Origin of the sequence: Lacrimispora sp. 210928-DFI.3.58, assembly GCF_020554865.1 — a bacterium.
Taxonomy (GTDB): domain Bacteria; phylum Bacillota; class Clostridia; order Lachnospirales; family Lachnospiraceae; genus Enterocloster.
The window spans coordinates 12,077-27,618 of the sequence record NZ_JAJCIC010000034.1; the positions used below are offsets into that span (position 1 = coordinate 12,077).

The 15,542-nt window shown below is 51.5% G+C and carries 16 protein-coding genes; 12 read left to right on the forward strand and 4 right to left on the reverse strand.

Features of this window, described 5'->3' with window-relative positions; all coding sequences use genetic code 11:
- Window positions 1-65: 65 nt before the first annotated feature.
- The gene (locus LIZ87_RS17530; RefSeq protein WP_178315194.1) at window positions 66-590 is read right to left on the reverse strand and encodes an ECF transporter S component; all 525 of its coding nucleotides are present in this window, start codon (window positions 588-590) and stop codon (window positions 66-68) included.
- 266 nt (window positions 591-856) lie between these two features.
- Here LIZ87_RS17530 and LIZ87_RS17535 point away from each other — a divergent pair, with 266 nt between their 5' ends.
- A complete protein-coding gene (locus LIZ87_RS17535) occupies window positions 857-1,801 on the forward strand; it encodes an AEC family transporter (RefSeq protein ID WP_178315196.1) in 945 nt (314 codons plus the stop codon).
- Between the two features lie 93 nt (window positions 1,802-1,894).
- Here the strand turns inward: LIZ87_RS17535 and LIZ87_RS17540 are convergent, their stop codons facing one another.
- Window positions 1,895-2,902: an asparaginase gene (locus LIZ87_RS17540; RefSeq protein ID WP_227148651.1), complete on the reverse strand. Its 1,008-nt coding sequence runs from the start codon at window positions 2,900-2,902 to the stop codon at window positions 1,895-1,897.
- 279 nt (window positions 2,903-3,181) lie between these two features.
- On the opposite strand from LIZ87_RS17540, the gene LIZ87_RS17545 reads away from it, so the two are divergent.
- From LIZ87_RS17545 to ilvC, 8 genes are all read left to right on the forward strand, one after another.
- The gene (locus LIZ87_RS17545) at window positions 3,182-3,604 is read left to right on the forward strand and encodes an NfeD family protein (protein ID WP_178315361.1); all 423 of its coding nucleotides are present in this window, start codon (window positions 3,182-3,184) and stop codon (window positions 3,602-3,604) included.
- 60 nt (window positions 3,605-3,664) lie between these two features.
- The gene (locus tag LIZ87_RS17550) at window positions 3,665-4,615 is read left to right on the forward strand and encodes an SPFH domain-containing protein (RefSeq protein WP_178315363.1); all 951 of its coding nucleotides are present in this window, start codon (window positions 3,665-3,667) and stop codon (window positions 4,613-4,615) included.
- Window positions 4,616-4,773: 158 nt separating this feature from the next.
- Window positions 4,774-6,159 (forward strand): MATE family efflux transporter, encoded by a 1,386-nt coding sequence (locus LIZ87_RS17555; RefSeq protein ID WP_227148652.1) that lies wholly within the window; start codon window positions 4,774-4,776, stop codon window positions 6,157-6,159.
- A gap of 76 nt (window positions 6,160-6,235) precedes the next feature.
- Window positions 6,236-6,418, forward strand: coding sequence for an HPr family phosphocarrier protein (locus LIZ87_RS17560; protein ID WP_178317100.1), 183 nt, complete (start codon window positions 6,236-6,238; stop codon window positions 6,416-6,418).
- Between the two features lie 252 nt (window positions 6,419-6,670).
- A complete protein-coding gene (gene nudC, locus LIZ87_RS17565; RefSeq protein WP_227148667.1) occupies window positions 6,671-7,504 on the forward strand; it encodes an NAD(+) diphosphatase in 834 nt (277 codons plus the stop codon).
- A 30-nt stretch (window positions 7,505-7,534) separates the two neighbouring features.
- Window positions 7,535-8,203: an HAD family hydrolase gene (locus tag LIZ87_RS17570; protein WP_178314451.1), complete on the forward strand. Its 669-nt coding sequence runs from the start codon at window positions 7,535-7,537 to the stop codon at window positions 8,201-8,203.
- A gap of 104 nt (window positions 8,204-8,307) precedes the next feature.
- Entirely contained in the window at window positions 8,308-8,811 is a 504-nt protein-coding gene (ilvN, locus tag LIZ87_RS17575) for an acetolactate synthase small subunit (protein ID WP_178314463.1), read from the forward strand.
- Between the two features lie 122 nt (window positions 8,812-8,933).
- On the forward strand, window positions 8,934-9,953 hold the full coding sequence (ilvC, locus tag LIZ87_RS17580; RefSeq protein ID WP_178314465.1) for a ketol-acid reductoisomerase: 1,020 nt from the start codon (window positions 8,934-8,936) through the stop codon (window positions 9,951-9,953).
- A 136-nt stretch (window positions 9,954-10,089) separates the two neighbouring features.
- On the opposite strand, the gene LIZ87_RS17585 is transcribed toward ilvC, so the two are convergent.
- The gene (locus LIZ87_RS17585; protein WP_178314467.1) at window positions 10,090-10,971 is read right to left on the reverse strand and encodes a LysR family transcriptional regulator; all 882 of its coding nucleotides are present in this window, start codon (window positions 10,969-10,971) and stop codon (window positions 10,090-10,092) included.
- Between the two features lie 176 nt (window positions 10,972-11,147).
- On the opposite strand from LIZ87_RS17585, the gene leuC reads away from it, so the two are divergent.
- Both leuC and leuD read left to right on the forward strand, forming a co-directional pair.
- Entirely contained in the window at window positions 11,148-12,410 is a 1,263-nt protein-coding gene (gene leuC / locus LIZ87_RS17590; RefSeq protein WP_227148653.1) for a 3-isopropylmalate dehydratase large subunit, read from the forward strand.
- A 207-nt stretch (window positions 12,411-12,617) separates the two neighbouring features.
- Window positions 12,618-13,115 carry a 3-isopropylmalate dehydratase small subunit gene (leuD, locus tag LIZ87_RS17595; protein ID WP_178315932.1) on the forward strand — a complete coding sequence of 166 codons (498 nt, stop codon included), beginning with the start codon at window positions 12,618-12,620 and terminating at the stop codon, window positions 13,113-13,115.
- On the opposite strand, the gene LIZ87_RS17600 is transcribed toward leuD, so the two are convergent.
- Window positions 13,090-13,971, reverse strand: coding sequence for a LysR family transcriptional regulator (locus LIZ87_RS17600; RefSeq protein ID WP_227148654.1), 882 nt, complete (start codon window positions 13,969-13,971; stop codon window positions 13,090-13,092). The genes leuD and LIZ87_RS17600 overlap by 26 nt on opposite strands.
- 151 nt (window positions 13,972-14,122) lie before the next feature.
- Between LIZ87_RS17600 and LIZ87_RS17605 the strand changes: the two genes are divergently transcribed.
- Complete coding sequence (locus LIZ87_RS17605; protein ID WP_227148655.1) at window positions 14,123-15,400, forward strand: L-cysteine desulfidase family protein; 1,278 nt, start codon at window positions 14,123-14,125, stop codon at window positions 15,398-15,400.
- Window positions 15,401-15,542 lie beyond the last annotated feature (142 nt).

The window sequence follows — 15,542 nt, forward strand, 5'->3', positions numbered from 1 at the left end:
TCCCATTATAGCAGGAAATTCAGTATTGTAAACGGCAAATCGAAAAATAAAGCTGTGGGCAGCTGCTACCTGCTGCTTCCCATTGCCATGGCCATGGGACGGCTTAAAAGGGGATACAGGGCGCAGGAGATCACAAGTCCGCTGATGCCCTGGATGATATTGGCAGGAACGCTTGCAAGGGCGGCTCCCAATCCATAGAGAAAGATCTCACACAGGCAGTAACCTCCGGCAACCACAATGATGTCGATCACGCCGCAGGCCGCTACAGCAGCAAACGCATTTTTGCCATTGGACATAAGGCTTCTGAACAGGTGGGCTCCCAGCCATGCAATGATGCCCTTGATGGCAAAGGTAATGGGAACATAGATAAAATAACCGCCCAGAAGATCCGCCATACAGGAGCCGATACCGGCTGCCAGAAATGCAGTAACAGGGTCAAGAAAAATGCCGCAGAGAATGACAATGGCATCTCCGGGATGGATGTAACCTCCTGTTCCGGGGGTGGGAATACGAATGGACATGGTAGCAACACAGGCTAAGGCGGCAAACAATGCAGCCAGGACTAATTTTTTTGTAGATAAACGCTCCATATGGAAGTCTCCTTTCTGATTTTATGTGATGCATGTTGTATCACATACTATATAGGAAAAATGGACCGAATAAAATAGCCAGTTGAGTAAAATGTAACCAGTCCAGCCGTATTGTGCCTGCCGGGAAGACGATGGGAAGCGATGGCGGAAAAATGCAGAAACTCAAGAACAAAGAATCTTGACAAATAAAAGCAGAAGCGTATAGTGAAAGATAGTCTGGCCTGGGGACAGGTCCGGGAATGGAAGAGATAAGGGGAGATCAAACAATGGAGAATCTGATATTCAGTCTGAATGCCACAATGCCCGTATTCCTGCTCATGGTGCTGGGAGCATTTTTCCGAAGGGTGGGGCTGATCGACGGCAAATTTGTAAACGGCATGAACCGCTTTGTGTTCAACGCCTCCCTTCCGGTGCTGCTGTTTGAGGATCTGTCCACCTCTGATTTCGCCGAGGTGTGGGATGGCCGGTTTGTGCTGTTCTGCTTTGGAGCCACCCTGCTGGGAATCGGCCTTGCGGCGCTTCTTTCCATGGGCCTTAAGGAGAAGGCCATCAGAGGGGAATTTATCCAGGCATCCTACCGGAGCAGTGCGGCGATCCTGGGTATTGCCTTTATCAAGAATATATACGGAAATGCAGGTATGGCCCCTCTTATGATCATAGGAAGTGTCCCTCTCTACAATGTGATGGCTGTGGTGGTACTGTCCTTTACCAGGCCGGACAGCGGGGCACTGAATGCAGATACATTAAAGAAGACCCTGAAGGGGATCGCGGCCAACCCGATCATACTGGGGATCCTGGCCGGGCTGGCCTGGTCTCTTATGGGGATCCCGCAGCCTGCCATTATGACAAAGACCATATCCAGCCTGGCAAATGTGGCAACGCCCCTGGGCCTTATGGCGATGGGAGCCGCCTTTGACTGGAAGCAGGCCGGGGCAAAAGTAAAGCCGGCTCTGGGGGCCAGCTTTTTAAAGCTTGTATGCTTCTGCGGTATCTTTCTTCCGGCGGCAATTGCCTTCGGCTTCCGGGAAGAGCAGCTGGTGGCGATCCTGGTGATGCTGGGTTCGGCTACCACCGTGAGCTGCTATATCATGGCGCGCAACATGGGCCACGAGGGCGTGCTCACCTCCAGCGTAGTGGCTCTCACCACCTGCGGGAGTGCCTTTACCCTGACTTTCTGGCTGTTCCTGATAAAGAGCCTGGGGCTGATCTGAAGCTGATCTGGACCGCAGGCCTGAGTTTTCGCCTGCTGCACGATGTTCCGGCTGTTTTCCCGCCGGATGCAGCGCAGGGCCGGAAAAGGGTGCTTAAGTGTTCTTCCAAAGGACATCCCGGTTGATGGTCTGATAGAACAGGGAACGGATCTTTTCCGGATCCCTCGTCTGGCCCAGGATCCACATGGTCTTTGTGACTGCGGCCTCCAGAGTCATGTCGTAGGCCTCCAGCAGGCCGAACTCCTGCTTGATATTTTTACCCACCTCATACACAGACATGTTGCTGCCTTCGTTTGTCACCTGGGTAGTCATGACAACGGTCTTGCCCAGGCTGGTCCAGCGGGAGATGGCCCGGTAATAATCCCCTTTCTCATAAGAGGGCAGCCCGCCCACGCCGAAGGACTCAATGATGACAGCGTCGTAGTGCTCTGCCATGTAGTCTAACAGGGAGGCGTCGGTGGAGGGGATCAGCTTTAAGAGCCCCACATTGGGATTTAGGTCATGGTAGAAGGCCACAGGCTCTGTCACCCGGTCCTTGTCGTCCAGATAGAATAAAATGTGGTCCTCCTGTATCATGGCAATATAGGGGAAGTTGATGCTGGAAAATGCATTATAGCTCTTTGTGCGCTCCTTTTTCCCGCGCGTTCCCGCAATGGCCTTTCCGTCAAACACGAGATTGATCCCATGGGCCCTGCCGCAGGAGGCAAAACGCAGGCTGTCTGCCAGATTGGTGCGCGCATCGGTATTTTCCATATCAATGGGCTTCTGGGCACCGGTGATGACAATGGGCTTTTTGGAGTTCTGGATCAGGTAGGAGAGAGCCGCAGCCGTGTAAGCCATGGTGTCTGTGCCGTGGGTGATCACAAAGCCGTCGTACTCCTCATAATGCTCCTCAATAGCTCCTGCCATGGAAAGCCAGTGGGCAGGCTGTATATTGGTGCTGTCAATATTGAGGATCTGAATGCTGTCAATCTCACAAAATTCCCGGCTTCCGGGTACATAGGAAATGATCTCGTCCGAGGTGATGACAGGCTTTAAGCCGTTTTCCGTGCGCTTGCAGGCAATGGTGCCGCCTGTACCCAACAGGAGTATTTTTTTCATAAATTCCAGTTTCCTTTCTTTTCCAATTTATTCTACTGCATATACAATTTGCTTTTGCTTACAATTATATTAAGAACTTTCTAAGTTTTCAATCCCTTCATTGGTTTTTACAGATAAGTATGATAGAATAATGAGTAAGAATGAATACCTATAAAACCTACATGTGCCCGGCGGATCTACGCGCTGCCACACCATAAAAGACTGGCGGGCACATTTGGCATACCTGAACACATGCCGCCTGACAGCGGCGGGATTGTCAGAGAAAAGGAGGGAAAGACTATGCTCATACTGTGGCTTGCTGCGTTTGTGGTATTTCTTGCGGCGGAGGCGCTTACGGTGTCTCTGACGAGTATCTGGTTTGCAGGAGGAGCCCTTGCCGCGCTGGTGGTGGAGGTCTGCGGAGGCGGATATAGGCCTCAGCTTGCGGTGTTTGTGGCGGTGTCCTTTCTTCTGTTCATGCTGGTGCGGCCCTATGCCGCCAGATATGTAAAGGCCAGGAAGACAGACACGAATGTGGACAGTCTCATAGGACGCAAGGCTGTCGTGAAGGAGCGGGTGGACGCGGGAAGCGGCACCGCTATCCTGGCAGGAGAGACATGGCTTGCGCGGGCTGCCAAGGAGGGTGATGTCTTTGAGCCTAACACGGTAGTGCGCATCAAGGCGGTGAGCGGCGCAAAGCTTTTAGTGGAAAAGGAAGGGTGATGCCGCCCTCAGGCGACATTTCCGTTTAGAAAGAAAACAAAAGGAGGATATTATATGAACATATTTGCTGCAATCGGAGGTTTTATGGCATTTATCATTGTCGCTGTCATTATCCTGGTGATCCTTTCAAGCTGTATCAGGGTGGTTCCCCAGGCACAGGCTCTGGTGGTGGAACGTCTGGGAGCTTATCTGGGCACCTACAGCGTGGGGATCCATTTCCTGATCCCCTTTATTGACAGGGTGGCAAAGAAGGTGAATTTAAAGGAGCAGGTGGAAGATTTCCCGCCGCAGCCCGTGATCACAAAGGATAATGTTACCATGCAGATCGACACTGTGGTCTTCTTCTTTATCACGGACCCCAAGATGTATGCTTACGGCGTGGAGCGTCCACTTCTCGCCATTGAGAACCTGACAGCCACAACACTGAGAAATATCATCGGCGACCTGGAGCTGGATGAAACGCTGACCTCCAGGGAGACCATCAATGCGAAAATGCAGGAATCCCTTGATATTGCCACTGACCCATGGGGCATCAAGGTGACAAGAGTAGAGCTTAAGAACATCATTCCTCCGGCTGCCATCCAGGAGGCCATGGAGAAGCAGATGAAGGCAGAGCGCGAGCGCCGTGAAGCCATCCTTCGGGCAGAGGGCGAGAAGAAGTCTATGATCCTGGTGGCAGAGGGCAACAAGGAGTCTGCTGTGCTGAATGCAGAGGCGGAAAAGGAAGCAGCCATCCTTCGGGCAGAGGCGGAGAAGGAGAAGCAGATCAAGGAGGCCCAGGGCCAGGCAGAAGCCATCCGCACTGTGCAGAAGGCGGCAGCAGACGGTATCCGCTACATCAAGGAGGCAGGGGCAGACGAGGCTGTGCTCCATTTAAAGAGCCTGGAGGCCTTCCAGGCAGCGGCAGACGGAAAGGCAACAAAGATCATCATCCCCTCTGATATCCAGGGACTGGCAGGCATGGTGAAATCCATCGCTGAGATCGCAGCAAAGGATGAGGGCAAGAGGTAGAGCCGGCACAGAGGAAAAGTCAGAGAGAAATCCTCTGGACAAACAGAACAGAATGATATAGGATAAAATGAGAGAGAACGGTGCTCATCGGAAACATGCTTCCGATGAGTGCCTTTTGTTCCTATAAAGAAATTTACAGCAGATGTGAGGGAGTGGACATGGAACAGGAAAAGGCAAAGGTTAACCGCATTACGGAAGGCAGCATTTTTGGACAGCTCCTCTTGTTTTTCTTTCCAATATTGTTCGGAACTTTTTTTCAGCAGCTCTACAATACCGCAGACGCCATGGTGGTCGGCCGTTTTGTGGGAAAGCAGGCTCTGGCCGCAGTAGGGGGTACTACCAGTACGCTGATCAACCTTTTAGTGGGCTTTTTTGTAGGCCTGTCCAGCGGTGCAACAGTCGTTATTTCTCAGTTTTACGGGGCGAAAAAAAGTGATAAGGTCCACTGGGCAGTGCACACCTCCATTACCTTTTCTGTCATAGGCGGCATTGTGTTCATGCTGATCGGGATCATCGGCTCCCCCTTTGCCCTGCGGGCCATGAAGACGCCGGAGGATGTGCTGGGCCATGCGATGATCTACATACGGATCTATTTTCTGGGGATGACTGCCAATCTCCTGTACAATATGGGAGCCGGTATCCTGAGGGCAGTGGGAGATTCCAAGCGGCCCCTGTATTTTCTGATCACCAGCTGTCTGATCAACATTGTCCTGGACGTGCTCTTAGTAGCAGTGCTGCGGCTGGGAGTGGCAGGAGCTGCCATCGCCACCATTTCCTCCCAGCTTGTGAGTGCGGTTCTGGTGATGACAGCCCTTATGAGAACAGATGATATGTACAGGCTGGAGTGGAGAAAGCTCCGCATTGATAAGCGGATGCTGGGGCGGATCGTTCGGATCGGCGTTCCGGCGGGGATGCAGTCTGTCATGTACAATATTTCCAATATCATCATCCAGGCCGGGGTGAATACCCTGGGCACGGACAATGTGACTGCCTGGGCCACCTACGGGAAGGTGGACGGCCTCTACTGGATGATGATCAATGCCCTGGGGATATCGGTCACCACCTTTGTGGGGCAGAACTATGGGGCAGGACGCATTGACAGGGTGAGAAAGGGAGCGGGAGCCTGTATGGTGATCGGTGTGGTGCTGACAGGGATCGTAGGAAGCGCCCTTTACTGCTGGGGCCATTTGCTGGTAAGCCTGTTTACCACAGATGCCCAGGTGCAGTCTATCTGCATCAAGCTGATCAATTTTATGGTTCCCACCTTCTTTACCTATATTACGATCGAGATCCTCTCCGGTACCCTGCGCGGGGTGGGGGATGCCTGGATGCCTCTGATCATCACAGGGATCGGCATTTGTGCTGTGCGCGTGCTCTGGATCACCTTTGCCCTGCCGCATTTCCACCATATCCTGGGGGCGGCCTTCTGCTATCCGCTGACCTGGAGCCTGACAACGGTGGCATTTATCATTTATTACCAGTGCTTCAGCAGTCTGAAACGCATAAGGCTGAAATCAATATTGAGGTATTGCCTCGGAAGATGAGGGTTCAGAAAGCAGCATGTATAAACCCTGAAAAAATGGCAAGACTCCGTGTATGAGAATAACAGGAGGTATTGCGATGACAACGAGGGAAGTTACATTTGGTTCCGTGGAGGAGATCAAGAGATTTGTAAACCAGGCGGAAAAGTACCATGAGGATGTGGATGTTTGCTGCGGAAGCTGCATGGTAGATGGAAAATCCCTGCTGGGTGTGATGAGTCTTGGGATCGGGAAAAAGCTGAATGTAGTGATACATGACTGAAAACAGAAAATCAAGAAAATATGTTGGCTCTTCAGGCGATATTGTGATATAATTTCCGCAAATGTGAACCTGTATTGGGGCCTGACAGACGGTGCAGCAAAATGCCTGGCCCTGAGCAGCGGCCAGGTATTTTGCTGCCAGGAAAGCCAGGAGAGCCTGTCCGGCACGTCAAGGCCAACGCACTTATTTTTCCGCATGCTGCACCGCAGATTCCGGGCGGCAGGATGGCATGATAGAAAGGATGACAGAAAGATGATACAGGATATTGCTCCCCATACATACGACCCCATGTACCACGATCAGACACCGAAGGAGGAGGACTACCTCCTGCATTATGAATACAACAAGGTCATGCTCTTAAGAGAAGGAGATGGCTGCAGGCTTCCAACCTTCCGGGATCTGAGGGGGGAAGGTGATTTTGACCAGTCGGCTTATTATCTGTTCTCCATTGACAGCAGGGCTTATTTTCTGGTGACGGATATGAGCATGCCGGAGTTTGGCGGCTATGTGATGGAGCCGCTGACGATTTTCAGAAGCTTTTCTCCCCTGCATCAGGCCTTTGCAGGGATCACCGGAAGCCAGATCTACCGCTGGAGACAGAGCCGCAGGTTCTGCGGCGGCTGCGGAAGGGAGATGGAGCCCAGCCATAAGGAGCGGGCCATGGTCTGCCCAGGCTGCGGGCAGACGGAGTATCCGAAGATCAGCCCGGCGGTCATTGTGGCGATCAGGAATAAGGACAAGCTCCTCATGTCCCGCTATGCCAGGGGAAGCTACCGCCGCTATGCCCTGATCGCAGGCTTTGTGGAGGTGGGAGAGACCTTTGAGGATTGTGTGCGCCGTGAGGTGATGGAGGAGGTTGGCTTAAAGGTCAAAAACATCCGCTACTACAAAAGCCAGCCCTGGGCCTTCTCTGACACGGAAATGATCGGCTTTACTGCGGACTTGGACGGTGATGACACCATACATCTGGAGGAGGAAGAGCTTTCAGAGGCCGGCTGGTACACGAGAGAGGAAGTGCCGGATTACGGACCTCTGATCAGTGTGGGCCATGAGATGATGAAGGCATTTAAGGATGGAAAAATATAGCATGATGGAAGGAAAGGACCATAGAGTGAAATGAAGCGGAAGAACTACATATTATTTGACCTGGACGGCACGCTGACCGACCCGAAGGAGGGCATTACAAAGTCGGTTCAGTATGCCTTAAGGCATTACGGGATCCAGGTGGAGGACCTTGACAGCCTGATCCCCTTTATCGGCCCGCCGCTGGTGGACAGCTACGAAAAATATTACCATTTTTCCCCGGAGCAGGCGCTGGAGGGAGTCTATATTTACAGGGAATATTTTAATGAAAGAGGCTGGCTGGAAAATAAGGAGTATGCAGGCATCAGGGAAATGCTTTCTGCCCTCAGGCTTGCCGGAAAAAAGCTTTATGTGGCAACCTCAAAGCCGGAGGTCTTTGCAAAGCGGATATTAGAGCATTTTCATATGACGGAGTATTTTGATTCTATCGGCGGAGCCTCGGAGGATATCTCCAGGGTGAGGAAGGCAGATGTGATCCGCTACGTGCTGGAGAAGAACGGCATCCCACAGGATGAGGAGACCCTGGCATCTATTATCATGGTAGGAGACAGGGAACACGATGTGCTGGGCGCAAGGGAGTGCGGCATAGAGTGCGTGGGCGTCCTCTATGGATATGGATCCAGGGAGGAGATGGAGGCCTGCCGTGCTGGTTATATTGCAGAAAACGTGGAGGATTTAAGGGATCTTCTTCTGCGGGTATAGGGAACACCATAACTTAAACTCATAATAACCATTCCTATTATGCAATTGACAAATAGAATATTGGTTGCTATGATTAAGATTAATATATGAGAGGGTGAAGAGATATGGATGACAGAATTGTGTTATCATTGCTTGTAGACAATACTGCCGGTGTGCTGGCCCGTGTAGCCGGGCTGTTCAGCCGCCGCGGTTACAATATTGAGAGTCTGACCGTAGGTGTGACTGCTGACCCGCGGTATTCCAGGATGACGGTGGTGTCCCTGGGAGACCAGACCGTACTGGAGCAGATCAAGAACCAGTTAAACAAGCTGGAGGATGTAAGGGATATCAAGGAGCTGCAGCCGGACCGCTCTGTTTACAGAGAGCTTATGATGATCAAGATCCGGGCAAATGCCAGCGCCCGCCAGGATGTGAGCGCGATCTCCAACATTTTCCGTGCAACGATCGTAGATGTGGGCAAGGATTCCATGACCGTTATGCTGACAGGAGACCAGTCAAAGCTGGATGCCCTGATCAACCTGCTGGAGGATTATGAGATCCTGGAGCTGGCCCGCACAGGACTGACAGGCCTGGAGCGCGGATGCGAGGATGTCCGCTACCTGCCATAGGCTTTTGCAGAGCCGTATGAAAAAGCGCTTAAGGGGGCGGCCAGTGGCGGACTTGAGAGTCGTCGGTCTTGCCGTCTTAAACATATATTCTATTTAAAAGAGGTTTCAAGGAGGATAAAAAAATGGCAAAGATCTACTATCAGGAAGATTGTAATTTATCTTTACTGGAAGGAAAGACAATCGCTGTCATCGGTTACGGCAGCCAGGGACATGCTCATGCGCTGAACGCAAAGGAGTCCGGATGCAACGTGATCATTGGTCTGTATGAGGGAAGCAAGTCCTGGGCAAAGGCTGAGGCACAGGGCTTTGAGGTATATACCGCAGCAGAGGCAGCTAAGAAGGCTGACATCATCATGATCCTGATCAACGATGAACTGCAGGCTGACATGTACAAGAAGGACATCGAGCCCAATCTGGAAGAGGGCAATATGCTGATGTTCGCACACGGCTTCAACATCCATTTTGGATGCATCAAGCCTCCGAAGAATGTTGACGTGACCATGATCGCACCAAAGGGACCTGGCCACACGGTTCGTTCCGAGTATCAGGCAGGCAAGGGTGTTCCCTGTCTTGTAGCTGTTGAGCAGGATGCAACAGGCAAGGCACTTGATATGGCACTGGCTTATGCACTGGCTATCGGCGGCGCAAGAGCAGGCGTTTTAGAGACCACTTTCCGTACTGAGACAGAGACAGACCTCTTTGGCGAGCAGGCAGTTCTGTGCGGCGGCGTATGCGCTCTGATGCAGGCTGGTTTTGAGACTCTGGTTGAGGCTGGCTATGATCCAAGAAATGCATACTTTGAGTGTATCCATGAGATGAAGCTGATCGTAGACCTGATCTACCAGTCCGGCTTTGCAGGCATGAGATATTCCATTTCCAACACTGCTGAGTACGGCGACTACGTAACCGGACCAAAGCTGATCACAGAAGAGACAAAGAAGACCATGAAGAAGATCCTTGCAGACATTCAGGATGGTACCTTTGCAAAGGAATTCTTATTAGATATGTCCCCAGCAGGCCGTCAGGTACATTTCCAGGCTATGAGAAAGCTTGCTGCTGAGCATCCTTCCGAGAAGATCGGTGAGGAGATCAGAAAGCTGTACAGCTGGAACAACGAAAGCGACAAGCTGATCAACAACTAAACGTTGGCAATGAGCAGTGCGGAATCGAGCGTGCACTGCGGAGCCGAAGATAGAGAAAAATCCCTGCGGAGGGCCAAGATCACCATTTCCGCAGGGATTTTTTGTCTCACTCATCTCTCCAAAAAATGGACAGCTGCTAATACAAAAACTCCAAAAAAGTTTTCAAAGCCAAAGCCTGGTTTGCAGGATGATAGGCAAAGCCGATGGTCCTGCGGTGGATGGGGATCTCCAAAGGGATTTCGATCAATGTCCGGTTGTCCAGCTCCTTCTGTACCAGCTCCTTGATAACACAGGCAACCCCCAGGCCGATCTTGGCAAACTCGATCAGCAGGTCCATGGTGGTGACCTCCAGGATCTGGTGGGGATAGATGTTGTTCCCAGCCATGTACTCGTCCACATGGTGGCGCGTCATATTGCTGGTATCGAGAAGCATGATGTTCCCCGTCTCAAAGAGATTGGTATCCCGCCCTTCCCGCAGGTAAAGATTTTCCAGGTAGGTGGGAGTGGTGACAAAGATATCCTGTATGTCCATCACCGGGATAAAGGAGAGATCCTTGCGCAAAGAGGGCTCTGCCACAAGTCCAAGATCCAGTTTCTGCTGCTCTAAGCGGGACAAGGTCTGGGCAGTGGCCTGGCTTTCGATGGTGACTCTCATATGGGGATACTGGTCAATAAAGGTTTTCAGATAGGGAAGCAGGATATACTTGCAGAGGGTATTGCTGACCCCGATGCGGAGGTGTCCGATGTCAAACTCCTGGATGCGCTTTAATTCCTGCTCTCCCCGGCTTAAGGCGTCAAAGGCCTCCCTGGTATGCTCAAAGAGGATCTCCCCCTCGGCAGTCAGCTGCACGCCTCTGGAGCTGCGGGTAAAAAGAGAGAGCCCCAGGCTGTCCTCCAGCTTGCTGATAGCCTTGCTGATAGCCGGCTGGCTGATGTAAAGCTCCTTTGCAGCTTTGGAAATGTTTCCGGCCTTTGCCACCTCGTAAAAAATCTTATATTGCGACAGATTCTGCTCCATAAAAATCCCCCTACATGATATAACAATTATTCATATATCCCATTCATATTATGTATTTTTATTATAACAGTACATATGCTAAAATGTAAAGCACAGATGAGAGAAATCCAGACAGAATTAATTTTATGAAGAAAAGGGCGAAAAAAAGCCCGGAAAATAGAAGGAGGAAATACATTATGGGAATGACCATGAGCCAGAAAATATTGGCTGCCCATGCAGGACTTGCAGAAGTAAAGGCAGGACAGCTGATCGAGGCGAATTTGGACTTAGTGCTGGGAAATGATATCACATCTCCCGTTGCGATCAAAGAGATGAAGAAAATGGACAGGAAGACCGTATTTGACAAGGAAAAGATCGCCCTTGTCATGGACCATTTTATCCCTAATAAGGATATCAAGTCCGCAGAGAACTGCAAATGCTGCCGTGATTTTGCCTGTTCCCATGAGATCAGCAATTATTTTGACGTAGGTGAGATGGGCATTGAGCACGCGCTGCTGCCGGAAAAAGGCCTGGTAGTGGCAGGCGATGCTGTGATCGGGGCAGACTCCCACACCTGTACATACGGAGCGTTAGGCGCATTTTCCACCGGCGTTGGAAGCACGGATATGGCAGCAGGCATGGTGACGGGCAAGGCCTGGTTCAAGGTGCCTTCCGCCATCAAATTTGAGTTAGTAGGAAAGCCCTCCAAATGGGTCAGCGGCAAGGATGTGATCCTGCACATCATCGGCATGATCGGTGTGGACGGCGCGCTGTACCGCTCCATGGAGTTTACGGGAGAGGGCATTAAGAACCTGACCATGGACGACCGTTTTACCATCTGCAACATGGCAATTGAGGCAGGCGGAAAGAACGGCATCTTCCCGGTGGATGAGGCTGCAAAGGAATATATGAGGGAGCACTCCAAACGCGAGTTTACCGTATACGAGGCAGATGAGGATGCGGAGTATGACGAGACCTATGTGATCGATCTGTCCGAGCTGAAGCCGACCGTATCCTTCCCGCATCTTCCCTCCAATACAAGAACCATCGACAAGGTGGGAGACGTGAAGATCCACCAGGCGGTGATCGGCTCCTGCACCAACGGACGTATTGACGATATGAGGATCGCGGCTGAGATCTTAAAGGGACGCAAGGTGGCAAAGGGCGTGCGCTGCATCGTGATCCCTGCTACCCAGGCCATTTACCTTCAGTGCATCAGGGAAGGACTTTTAGAGATCTTTATCGAGGCAGGCGCAGTGGTGAGCACACCCACCTGCGGACCATGCCTGGGCGGATACATGGGCATCCTGGCAGAGGGCGAGAGATGCATTTCCACCACCAACCGTAACTTTGTAGGGCGTATGGGCCATGTGAATTCTGAGGTATATCTTGCAAGCCCTGCAGTTGCCGCAGCCAGCGCAGTGACAGGAAAGATCTCCTGCCCATGCGAGCTGGACTAAACCTGCATGCGCCCGGCGGGCGCATTGGGAATACCTGAACTTAGTGCCGCCTATCCGGCGGCAGGACTTTTATAGTAAACCTGCATGCGTCCAGCGGGCGAACGCGCCACCGTACCGGGAAAGTCTGGTGGACGCATTGGGAATACCTGAACTTAGTGCCGCCTATCCGGCGGCGGAATTTTCATAGTAAAGGAAGGAGAGAAGAAAATGAAAGCATGCGGACGTGTTTTTAAATATGGCGATAATGTAGATACGGATGTCATCATCCCGGCGCGCCACCTCAACATGACAAGCGGAGAAGAACTGGCAAAGCACTGTATGGAAGACATTGATAAGGAATTTGTGAACAAGGTGCAGAAGGGGGATATCATCGTTGCCAACAAGAACTTTGGCTGCGGTTCCTCCCGTGAGCACGCACCCCTTGCCATCAAATGCGCAGGGATCAGCTGCGTGATCGCAGAGACCTTTGCAAGGATTTTTTACCGCAATGCCATCAATATCGGCCTTCCCATTGTGGAGTGCGTGGAAGCAGCAAGGGCCATTGAAGCCGGAGATGAGGTGGAAGTGGACTTTGACAGCGGAGTGATCACCAACAAGACAAAGGGCGAGAGCTATCAGGGACAGTCCTTCCCGCCATTTATGCAGAAGATCATCACAGCCGGCGGACTGGTGAATTATATTAATGAAAATCCTGTGCAAGCTTGAAAAAGGCTGCCATTTCCCTGGTTACCCATTTATCCTTGTGGTATACGATCTGCCTCCAGATATGCAGATGGAAATCCACTACCGGAAGGGCGGAAAGCCGCCCTTCCAGTATATCCTGTCGGATGGTGAACTCCGGCAGGAAGGAAACACCCAGGCCGCTGCGCAGCAGATTAATGATAAAATCTGTGTTGCCGATCTCAAGAAAGGGCTTGATCTCCTGCCCGTGAGCTGCCAGATACTGGTCTAAAATGAACCGGTAGCTGGCATTTTTTTCTGTCAGGATAAATGGTTCTGTGATGACCTCCTGAAGCCTTAAGTCCCCGCGCTTTGTATAGGGATGTTCCGGAGCTGTGACAAATACCACCTCCTCCTGCTTTTCCAGAACCTTTACCCATTTGCTGTCGTACATGCGCTTGTCCAGGAAATATACGATGTCAATGGCATTGCTGTTCATCATATCCAGCAGGGCTCCGGGAGAATCCGTGATGATGCTGACGTTGACCTTCGGATAGAGTCTGTGATATTCCATGAGAAGGGGAGGAAAAATAGATGCACAGACGGACTCGATGGCCCCCAGGCACAGACGTCCCGTCAGCTCAGAGGTGCCGGCCACAGCGTCCTTTGCCCTGGCAATATCCCTTATGACCGCAGAGGCATATTCGTAGAAGACGGTTCCATGGTGGGTAAGGGTAGTCTGCTTGCCGATACGGTCAAAGAGATGGACGCCCAGCTCATTTTCCAGCTGCTTGATCTGGATCGTGACAGCGGCCTGGGAGTAGCCCAGCTGGTTTGCTGCCTTGGAAAAGCTTTTTAACTGTGCAACCTGAAGAAAGGTGGAGATTTCGCGAAGTTCCATAAGTTCCTCCTATAAAAATTTTTAAAGTATATCATAAAAACGTTAAATTTTACATTCATGTATATTTATGGTACAGTATGGATAAAGAGAAATCAAGTGATTTCAAGAGCATTTTCCAGAAAAAACGAGCGAGAAAGGAAAAAGTGGAGCTATGGAGAAGTCAGATGTAAGGTACAACGCGTATATCGACATTTTAAAGGAGGAGCTGGTGCCGGCTATGGGATGTACGGAGCCCATCGCCCTTGCCTATGCAGCTGCAATGGCAAGACGGGTACTGGGGCAGGTGCCGGAGAAGGTAGTGATCGGGGCAAGCGGAAGTATTATCAAGAACGTGAAATCTGTTATTGTTCCCAACACAGACCATTTAAAGGGTATATCGGCAGCTGCAGCCGCAGGCATCATTGCAGGAGATCCTGACAAGGAGCTGGAGGTCATTGCACAGGTGACACCGGAGCAGATCGCAGGGATGAAGGCATTCCTGGAGCAGGCCGAGATCGAGGTAGAGCACGTGGACAATGGGATCACCTTTGACATCATTGTGACTCTTTACAAGGGCGAGTCCTACGCAAAGGTCCGCATTGCCAATTACCACACCAATATTGTTCTGATCGAAAAGGACGGCAAGATCCTGGAGGAGACAGAAGTACAGGGCGAGACAGAGGAAGGCCTTACAGACAGAAGCCTGCTCAGCATGGAGGGTATCTGGGACTTCATCAACTCCGTGGACGTGGAGGATATCAAGGAAGTTCTTGACCGTCAGATTTCCTATAATATGGCAATTGCAGAGGAAGGCATCCGCGGCGATTACGGCGCAAACATCGGCTCCGTGCTTCTGGACATGGAGGGAGATAATGTGCGTGTAAGGGCAAAGGCTATGGCTGCTGCCGGCTCTGATGCGAGAATGAACGGCTGCGAGCTTCCTGTTATTATCAATTCCGGAAGCGGAAACCAGGGTATTACTGCTTCTGTTCCGGTTATCGTATATGCAAAGGAGTTAAAGGTCAGCGACGAGAAAATGTACCGCGCCCTGGCGCTGTCCAACCTGACAGCCATCCACCAGAAGACCCCCATCGGCAGACTGTCTGCATACTGCGGTGCAGTAAGCGCCGGAGCCGGAGCAGGCGTTGGTATTGCTTATCTGAACGGCGGCGGCTATGCTGAGATCACCCACACCGTAGTGAACGCCCTTGCCATTGTATCCGGCATCATCTGTGACGGCGCAAAGGCATCCTGTGCAGCAAAGATCGCTTCCGCTGTAGAGGCAGGTATCCTGGGCTACAACATGTATGTGAGAGGGCAGCAGTTCCGCGGCGGCGACGGCATTGTCATGAAGGGCGTGGAGGCTACTCTGAAGAATGTAGGGCGTCTCGGCAAAGAGGGTATGAAAGAGACGAACGAAGAGATCATTAAGATGATGATCGGAGAATAAGAGGTTAAGAACCTGATTTTGTGAAGGGTTGAGGGAAAACAGTCCGGCGTGAATGCCGGGCTGTTTTGTTGCGTGGAAACTTAAGTGCGGCATAGCTTGCAATGAGCGGAAAAAGGGGAGTATAATAAGATCAGCAATCATA